This window comes from Methylocaldum sp., from assembly GCF_039794385.1.
Lineage (GTDB): Bacteria > Pseudomonadota > Gammaproteobacteria > Methylococcales > Methylococcaceae > Methylocaldum.
Genome location: NZ_JBDIVO010000211.1, coordinates 1 through 8,641 on the forward strand (window position 1 = coordinate 1; position 8,641 = coordinate 8,641).

Genomic DNA, 8,641 nt, shown 5'->3' on the forward strand with positions numbered 1-8,641 from the left:
TTTTCGAAAGGAAGCTCCGCAAGGCGTGCGCCAGGCTGTCGACCACCTCGGGGCCGTACCTTCTATGCGTCCACAGCGCCGGCGAACAGCCGAGATCGGCCGAATGCCCGTAATAACAAGGACGCCCGAGATAAAGAGCCGGGCCTTCGTCCAAGGCCATCAGCCTCAACATGACCGGATCGCGGGGAGTAGGGTCGTCCGAGATCGTCCTGCGCGATAGCCAGGGCGTTCCGTCGCCTTCGAGATAGAGATGCAAGCTGTTGCCGGCGCCTGTCGCACCAGGCTTGAAAAATGCCGCGAGCCTGAAGCCGTTTCCCTCCAGATTGAGCGGCCGGTATCCGAAGCGCGCCGCAGCGTGTTCGATCCGCTGAGTGGGCGATGCGCAGCCGGCAATTAGCAGGACCGAAAACAACGCGGCGGCGACGAACCTATTTGGCGGGCGCTTCATCGGTCGGTTCGGGAGATCCCAAGTCGAGCCGGTCGCTGGTTACGCGCAGTTTGATGATGCTTGTGGTATTCGGAGGGATCGCAGCGGAGGCTCGCCATTGGGCCGAATCGAGATCGCGGTAAGCCGCGAACACCCCGACGGCCTTTGCGTCGGGTTTTGCTTCGAAAGAAAGCTCGCGCTTCTCTCCGGGACGCAGAATGAATTCCTCCTTGCCCGCGATATCTGCGCCGAGGACGCTTTTTTCATTCTGATAAAGCTGGAAGAAGTCGGCGCCGTTGAAGGCGGCCAGCTCCTTAAGCTGATACACGCGAAGCAACAAAGGCGACGGACGGCCCTCGCCGTCGAGATTGATATCGGGCAGCGCCTCGATCCTCAACTGTACGACGGTGGGCGGTGGTGGAGTCGGTTTGGGCTCATCCGCCGCACATCCCGCGAGGAGAAGAAAGGTTACAAGGATCGGGAGAACTGTGGTTACACGCATTGGGAAGACTCTGGCTGACTCTATAAACGAAGGAAATTCTGGCGTTACACCCTAAATCAGAAGCGTTGTAGGATGGGCACAAATCTGCCGGGTGCAAATTTGAACAGGCGAAGCCTAGCCGAAGGGCGAGCCCCACGGACGGGCGAGTAAAGCATAGCGTGCCCATGGAAGTTGGTGAGCGGTGGGCGCGGCCCAAGGGCCTTTGCCCGTGCAGCGCGGTCTTCTTCCCTCTTTAAGTGATACACCGGCTTTGAGCTTAGCTCTCGATGCCGTGGTCGGCAAGCGGCTGGTATCGTATCCGAACCGCGTTTTGCCTGTCCGGCGTTCGCGTGTAAGCTATCGGCGACTCGATGGAACGAATACAAACGGTTCAGGGAAGGCAGGATGGGCTGAGACCCTGGATCGCTTCGGACATGGCCGGTTTTTCCGGGGGCCTCAGTTTTCCGTCGTTACGATTGTCTATGCTTAATGCCTGACAATCAGGGGCTCAACCGAAGCACGCATCATGGCACTCATCCTCAAAGTTCTCAGCTACAAGGGCGCTCCCGTTCCGGAGGAACCATCCTGCACCTTCGACCAGGAAGGCGGTTCGGTAGGTCGCTCGCCCGACAACCGCTTCGTTTTGCCGGATCCCGACAAGTTCATTTCCCGCAGGCACGGCTCGATCGAGTATCGGAACGGCGTTTACTGTTTCACCGACTTGAGCACGGCGGGCACCTATGTTGTCAATAAAGACCTTCTCCTTCAGCACGACACCGCGCCGCTGTCGAATGGGGACGTACTGAAGATCGGCGAATATGAAATCGCGGTCGTCGAAGTGTCGCTTCCGCCGGCAGAGCCCGAGGAAGCGCCGTTCGGCTTCGATCCGTTCGAAGCTTCGCACGAGGCGCCCGCCGCGCCCGTACCGGAATCTGCAGCTTGGCCCGAGCCGCCGACGTGGGACTCGCCGTTCGATCTTCCTCCGCCGGAACCGGAGAGATCCCAGCCGTCGGGACCGAGTTTCATCGATCAGCCCGACGCATCGCCTTTTCATGACAGTTTTATTCCGCCCGATATCGCTGACAAACCGGAAGAAGCGGCACTGCCCGATTTCGATTTGTCAGACCTGTTGCGTGACCTGGATGCGAGTGAAAGTGGATCGGGGCATTCCACCCTCGCCCCGGAAAGTTGGGAACCGCCGGACGATTTCTTTAAAGGGCTCGATTTGAACGAACTCGGCCCCGGCGCAACCGAATCCGCCGACTCGCATGACTCGATGCCCGAAATCGGACCGCTCGGCGGATTCGAGGAGATGCCGGGTTCTGCGAGAACCGAGAGCGCCGCTCACGGCGGACAAGCGGCGGGATTGCCGCCCGATGCGCCGATACCGCCTCGTGCCAGCGTTCCGCCAGTGGATGACGCACCGGTAGATCTAAGCGGTGCGGCCACGTCGCCGGCCGCTCCGGAACCTGTTTCGGCCGTGCTGCCGGACGGTTCCTCCTCGGTTTCGAAGAGTGCGGCAGACCGCGAGTTGTTCGCGTCTTTTTTGGCCGGTGCCGGAATCGCGCCCGCCACTGGATGGGTGAAGGACGAGGACATGGCGGCGGTCATGAATACCGTGGGCGTTCTGCTCCGCAGCTTCGTCGAGGGCATGATGACCGTCATGCGGGCACGTGCGGAATTGAAAAGCCAATTTCGCGTTTCTGTTACCACCATGCGTCCGGTTGACAATAACCCGCTAAAATTTACCCCGAACGTGGACGACGCGCTCAAGATCATGCTGGCGCGCAACCATCCGGGATTCTCTGATCCCGTCGAGGCGGTGCGGGGGGGATTCGCCGACCTCATGAATCATCAGATGGCCATGACGGCGGGGATTCAGGCGTCGCTGGCGGCGGCCTTGAGGCGGTTCGATCCCCAAGGGTTCGAAAAGCTTTACGAGGATGCCATCGTCTTTCAGAAGAAGGCGAAATGCTGGGATGCCTACGGAAAAGCGTATCCGGAACTGGTCAACGAGATTCTGGAGAACTTTTTCGGAGAGGAGTTCGGGGAAGTTTACGAGCGGCAGATGCGCATACTGCAATCGGCCCGTTCGCGATAAGAAAATACAACAGGAACCGATATGTCCGAATACAGCAGAGTGGTGTGGTCGGAGGGAATGTTTCTTCGTCCGCAGCATTTTCAGCAACACGACCGTTATCTGGAGGCGTTGGTCGACGGCCGGTGCCGCGGTCTGCGACCGTTCGATTGGGGGTTCGGCACGCTGAAGCTCGATCCGCGGCAACTAGCTGTCGGCAAACTGGCGCTGGTTGAAGTGCGGGGCGTTTTTCCCGACGGCACTCCGTTTAATCTGCCGGATGACAACGAGCTTCCCTTGCCCCTGGACGCGCCCGACGACGTCAAAGACAACGTCGTGTATCTGTCGCTTCCCGTTCGGCGCCCGGACTCGGCCGAGATCGACAGCGAAGCGTTCGAGGACAGTTTGGCTCGGTATCGTCTCGGCGAGCGCGAGGTGCGGGACCACAATAGCGGCGCCGACGGACGGTTTCCGGTGCAAATCGGCAAAATGCGCACCCGCTTGATGCTCGAACGGCAGGAGCGCTCCGGCTACGTCTGTCTGGGGGTAGCCCGCATCATCGAAGTTCGCGCCGACAAAACGGTGGTCCTGGACGAGCGATATATCGCGCCGGGCCTCAATTGTTTCGGAACGGGGCTGCTCGGCGGATTCCTCCGGGAACTGCACGGTTTGCTGCATACTCGCGGCGAAGCCCTCGCCGGCCGCGTGGCCGAGGCCGGGAAAGGCGGCGTGGCGGAAATCGCCGATTTCATGCTGCTTCAGATTATCAACCGTTACGAGCCCTTGCTGGAGCATCTGGCCAACACCGCGGCGCTGCATCCCGAGGATTTTTACCGCCTGGCGGTGCAGATGGCCGGCGAATTGGCGACCTTCTATCGTCCGTCCAAGCGGCCGATCGGCTTTCCGGTATACCAGCACGACGATCTGCAGAAATGTTTCACGCCTGTGATGGAGGAGTTGCGGCAGCTCCTCAGCATGGTGTTGGAGCAAAACGCCATTCAAATCCCGCTCAGCAAGCCGAAGTTCGGGGTATACGGCGCGAAACGGCCGGACCTCAAACTTCTGGAGAATGCCGTTTTCGTTCTCGCCGCCAATGCGCAGGTACCGCCGGAATTTCTGCGCAACCACTTCCCTCCCCAGGTCAAGATCGGGCCGGTGGAGGAAATCCAGCAACTGGTGCGGTCGGCGCTTCCGGGAATTTCCGTACATCCCTTGCCGGTGGCTCCCCGTCAGATTCCCTATCACGCCGGCTTCTCCTATTTCGAACTCGACAAGCAAAGCGAGCTGTGGAGAAAAATGTCGGTTTCCGGGGGATTCGCGATCCATATCGGCGGCAATTTTCCGGGACTCGAACTGGAATTGTGGGCGATCAAGAAAACCTGACGCCAATGCACGCCGCCCGTGAACTGAATCCGACATCCCATCCTGCCGAGTGCATTTTTTGTTGCCATATGGCGGGTTAAATGTTCGAAAACTCGACTAAGGTGCCGCTAAGCGCGGCGATGGTTTCAGAGCGGGGAGCCGCCCCGCACGCGGGGTACGCTGCGAAGTCCGTCCGTGGACCTCGCCTTTCGGGCCAGCGTACCGCTGTCCCAATTCGCTCCCGGCGAATTGGTCTTTGCGTGGCCAAAAGAAAGGAACCAAAGACAAATCGGCCGGGAGCCGATTTGGGCGCCAAGGGCGCGCGAAGCGCGAGCGCCAGGGACGGTGCGAGCCCAAAGGCCACCCGGCGAGCACCCTTATCCTGCGCGTTTCACCCGGCACCGGGGGCGACCGAAGGCACTTCCGTGTGCCTCGGTCGCCGCACGCGATCCATCGCGTGCTCCTTTGGACAATTCCGGTGCCGGGCTCCAATGCTCGGGGGCGCTCGAACGGGACCAAGAAGACGTGTAGCACCCGCTACCGCGGGCACTACACCAAAGCAGAAAACGCCTTAGCCGTCCAGGAAAAGCCAAAGTGAATTCAGACGATCCCTTCGCACCCTTCGACGACGAAGACAAAACCGTAATACGGCCGACGCCCGGCGGGCGTCGCCGTGCCACGCCCGCTGCGGCGGCACCGCCACCCGAACCGCCTCCGATCCGGGTGCCCGACGTGCAACTGGATGCGCGCCGGCAAGCGGTATACGGCGAAAATCCGGTGGTGACGGCGGCGCTGTCGCTGCTCTCCCTGGTTTCCCGGCTGCGCAGCACGGCGGTCCATCAAGCGGTGGCCGAGCTTCAGCAGCAACTGGTCAGCGAACTGCGCGGTTTCGAAAACCGGGTGCTGCGGCAAGGGGTCACACAGGAGCATGCGCGCATCGCCAGCTACGCGCTCTGTACCTTGCTGGACGAGACAGTTCTGAACACGCCTTGGGGCGCGCAAAGCAACTGGGGGCACCAAAGCCTTTTGGTGATCTTCCACAAGGAAGCCTGGGGCGGCGAAAAGTTCTTCCAGTTTCTCGAGCATTTGGCGCGCCAGCCGGCCCAAAATCTGAACCTGATCGAGTTGTTCTGGCTGTGTTTGAATCTCGGCCTCGAAGGCAAGTACCGCATCGTGCAGAACGGCGCAAGCCAATTGGAGCGCGTGCGCAGCGAGCTGTATCAGCTGATTCAGCGCCTTCGAGGAGATTTCGAGCGGGATTTGTCGATTCGTTGGCAGGGGCTCAAGGACGTACGCAACCCGATCGTCCGCTACGTGCCGATCTGGGTGATCGCGGCGGGTGCCGCGGCGTTGCTCGTTCTGGTCTATTTGGGCTTCGCCTTTGCCGTCAATTCCGCGTCGGACCCCGTCGCCCGCGATCTGTTCGCTTTGGCGAAAGACGAGGTGAACCTTCCGGTTCAAAAGGTCGCGACGCCGGCACCCGTACCGGCACCGAAACCGGTCTCGAAGACGGAAAGATTCAAACCCATACTGGCTTGGGAGATTTCCCGGAATATGGTGGAAGTGGTGGACGATCGAATCTTGCGGATTCGGAATTCCTTTGACTCGGCCAGCGATCGCGTTAAGCCGGAGTTCGTTCCGATGTTGGCCAAGATCGCCAAGGAACTGGAGTCCGGCGGCGACGGCGCCCTGGTCACCGGCCATACGGACAACAAGCCCATCTTTTCCGCCCGCTTTCCGTCCAACTTCGAATTGTCGACCTCCCGCGCCAAGCACGTCGCGGAACTTCTGGAGACCTCCGCCGCCTTGCAGGGCAGGATTCGCTTCGAAGGGCGGGCCGATTACGAACCGCTGGTTCCGAATGACTCGGCCGAGCACCGGGCCATCAATCGGCGCGTGGACATCCTGATCCAGTGAGGCAAGTCGTGAAAGGCGTTATCAATTTCTTGAAAAAAAAATGGGTAATTCAGGCGATCGGGATGATCGCCCTATGCGCCTTGATCTGGTTCGTCGGCCCATTGATCGGGATCGCCGGTTCAGAACCCTTGGCGTCCGAATGGGCTCGGGGCTTGACCATGGCCGTGGCGGTCGTGGTCTGGGTGATCTGGCGTTTGGTGGCGGAAATCCGGGCGGGACGCAAGGAGCAGCAACTGGTGAAGGATCTCGCCGCACCGGGCGAGGGTGGCGAGGGAAAATCCGCCGAAGCGGTGGCGGCCGACGAGAATATCGAACTGCTGACCGAGAATTTCACGAAGGCTCTGAAACTGCTGCGCGAAACCCGAGGCGACAAGCAGCACCTGTACGAGCTGCCCTGGTACGTCATCATCGGCCCGCCGGGTTCGGGCAAGACGACGGCTTTGTTGAATTCGGGGCTGAAGTTCCCCCTGGCCGACCGGCTGGGCTCGCAGCCCATCCGCGGCGTCAGCGGCACGCGGAATTGCGAGTGGATGTTCACCGACGAGGCCGTACTGATCGATACCGCCGGTCGGTACACCACTCAGGAGAGCTATCAGGCGGTAGATGCGGCGGAATGGGGCGGCTTTCTCAAACTGCTGAAGCAACACCGTCCGCGCCGGCCGATCAACGGGGTACTCGTGACCCTGAGCCTCTCGGATTTGCTCCAGCACACCGAGGAAGAACGCGCTTTGCATGCCAAGGCGATCCGTCAGCGCGTCCAGGATCTGTATTCGACACTGGGAATCCGATTCCCCGTCTACATGCTGTTCACCAAGTGCGATTTGGTCGCGGGATTCAACGATTTCTTCGCCGACCTCACGCAGGAAGAGCGCGCTCAGGTTTGGGGCGAAACCTTCCCGGCGGAGGATTTCAAGCAGCCGGTGGATGTATTGGCCCGGTTCTCGTCCGGCTACGACGAACTGCTTCAGCGCTTGAATAGGCGCATGCAGAGCCGCATCCAGGAGGAGCGCGACGTACAGCGGCGCAGCCTGATTCTCGATTATCCGCAGCAGATGGCGCTTTTGAAGCCGGCAATGGAGAAGTTTCTCGAAGACGCTTTCGGCGCGAACCGCTACGAGGTCCGTCCGCTGCTGCGCGGCATTTATCTGACCAGCGGCACCCAGGAAGGAACGCCGATCGACCGGGTGATGGGCATACTCGCCGCCACGTTCCGGCTCAACCGCCAGGCGACGCCGATCTTCAGCGGAAGGGGAAAGAGCTTCTTTCTCACCCGCCTGCTTAAGGAGGTCATCTTTCAGGAAGCCGACTTGGCGGGCCTCGATCCCCGCGTCGAGCGGCGCCGGCGTCTGATACAGGCCGGGGCTTACGCATCGGTGCTGGTCCTGACCCTGGGCTGCATCATCCTTTGGCTGGTGAGTTACCAGCGAAATACCTCCGCAATCGAGCAGGTGGAGAAAGAAATCGAACGCTACCGTGCGGCTCGCATCGATGGGAGCGATTGGCAATCGAGCCTCCGGACCTTGATTCCCAAGCTCGATCCGTTGCTGGCGATCAACGACATCTACGAAAATTCCGGCCGGTTGGCGCATTTCGGGCTTTATCAGGGCGAAAAAATCCAGCTCGCGGCGAATCATGCCTACGAGCACTGGCTCAGGGATTATTTCCTCCCGGTCAACCTTCAGCGCCTGGCGCAGCGCATGACAGGCCCGGAAGCTTCCAACCCCGATATTCTTTACGAACTTCTGCGGGTCTATCTCATGCTCGGCCAGCCGGATCGCATGGACGCCAAGATCGCAGCGCCCTGGATTCGCAGCGATTGGGAAAGCCGTTTCGGCACCGAACCCGATTTGCTCGCCCGATTGAATCTCCACCTCGACAATCTTCTCAAGTTGCGGCTCGATCCTCAGCCCATGGATGAAGCTCTGGTCGCCGGCGTGCGAGCGAAGCTTTCGCAAGTTCCTCAGACCATTCAGCTCTACGCCCGTTTCAAGAACGAAGCGCTACTGGATCGTTCTCACGATTTCAAGCTCGACTCCGCGCTCGGGCCCGACGGCGCGCGGGTGTTCGTCGCGGCGGACGGACGGGATATCGGGACGCTTTCAGTGCCGGGCTTGTTTACGGCTTACGGTTATTCCGAGCTGTTTCTCAAGAAAAGCTTCGATTTCGTCAAGGACGCGGTGACCGAGAACTGGGTGCTCGGCAAGCAGGCGAATGTCGACCTGACCGAAATTCAACGCTTGCACGGCGATTTCAAGACACTTTATCTAGCCGATTACCAGAAGGCGTGGAGCGGTCTTCTAGATAGCATCAAGCTGCGCCGACCCAAGGACATCAATCAGACGATCGAGTGGCTGGACATATTGTCCCGCCCGACCAC

At 60.3% G+C, this 8,641-nt stretch carries 5 protein-coding genes and 1 pseudogene; 4 read left to right on the plus strand and 2 right to left on the minus strand.

Features of this window, described 5'->3' with window-relative positions:
- Together ABJK70_RS16370 and tssJ are read right to left on the minus strand one after the other, a co-directional pair.
- A pseudogene (locus tag ABJK70_RS16370) lies at window positions 1–448 on the minus strand (alpha/beta hydrolase); the annotation flags it as partial.
- Complete coding sequence (gene tssJ / locus ABJK70_RS16375; RefSeq protein ID WP_077731003.1) at window positions 429–929, minus strand: type VI secretion system lipoprotein TssJ; 501 nt, start codon at window positions 927–929, stop codon at window positions 429–431. The gene tssJ and the pseudogene ABJK70_RS16370, both read right to left, overlap by 20 nt.
- 505 nt (window positions 930–1,434) lie before the next feature.
- Between tssJ and tagH the strand changes: the two genes are divergently transcribed.
- From tagH to tssM, 4 genes are all read left to right on the plus strand, one after another.
- On the plus strand, window positions 1,435–3,009 hold the full coding sequence (gene tagH / locus ABJK70_RS16380) for a type VI secretion system-associated FHA domain protein TagH (RefSeq protein WP_347258492.1): 1,575 nt from the start codon (window positions 1,435–1,437) through the stop codon (window positions 3,007–3,009).
- 21 nt (window positions 3,010–3,030) lie between these two features.
- The gene (gene tssK, locus ABJK70_RS16385) at window positions 3,031–4,368 is read left to right on the plus strand and encodes a type VI secretion system baseplate subunit TssK (protein WP_077731005.1); all 1,338 of its coding nucleotides are present in this window, start codon (window positions 3,031–3,033) and stop codon (window positions 4,366–4,368) included.
- A gap of 573 nt (window positions 4,369–4,941) precedes the next feature.
- Complete coding sequence (icmH, locus tag ABJK70_RS16390; RefSeq protein WP_086133918.1) at window positions 4,942–6,264, plus strand: type IVB secretion system protein IcmH/DotU; 1,323 nt, start codon at window positions 4,942–4,944, stop codon at window positions 6,262–6,264.
- Window positions 6,265–6,326: 62 nt separating this feature from the next.
- Window positions 6,327–8,641: type VI secretion system membrane subunit TssM (gene tssM / locus ABJK70_RS16395; protein WP_347258493.1), on the plus strand; the 2,315-nt coding region annotated here is incomplete at its 3' end.

Bases quoted from the DNA above. Each gene is read 5' to 3' on its own strand.
- tssJ (WP_077731003.1), bottom strand. From the start codon at position 929: ATGCGTGTAACCACAGTTCTCCCGATCCTTGTAACCTTTCTTCTCCTC.
- tagH (WP_347258492.1), top strand. From the start codon at position 1,435: ATGGCACTCATCCTCAAAGTTCTCAGCTACAAGGGCGCTCCCGTTCCG.
- tssK (WP_077731005.1), top strand. From the start codon at position 3,031: ATGTCCGAATACAGCAGAGTGGTGTGGTCGGAGGGAATGTTTCTTCGT.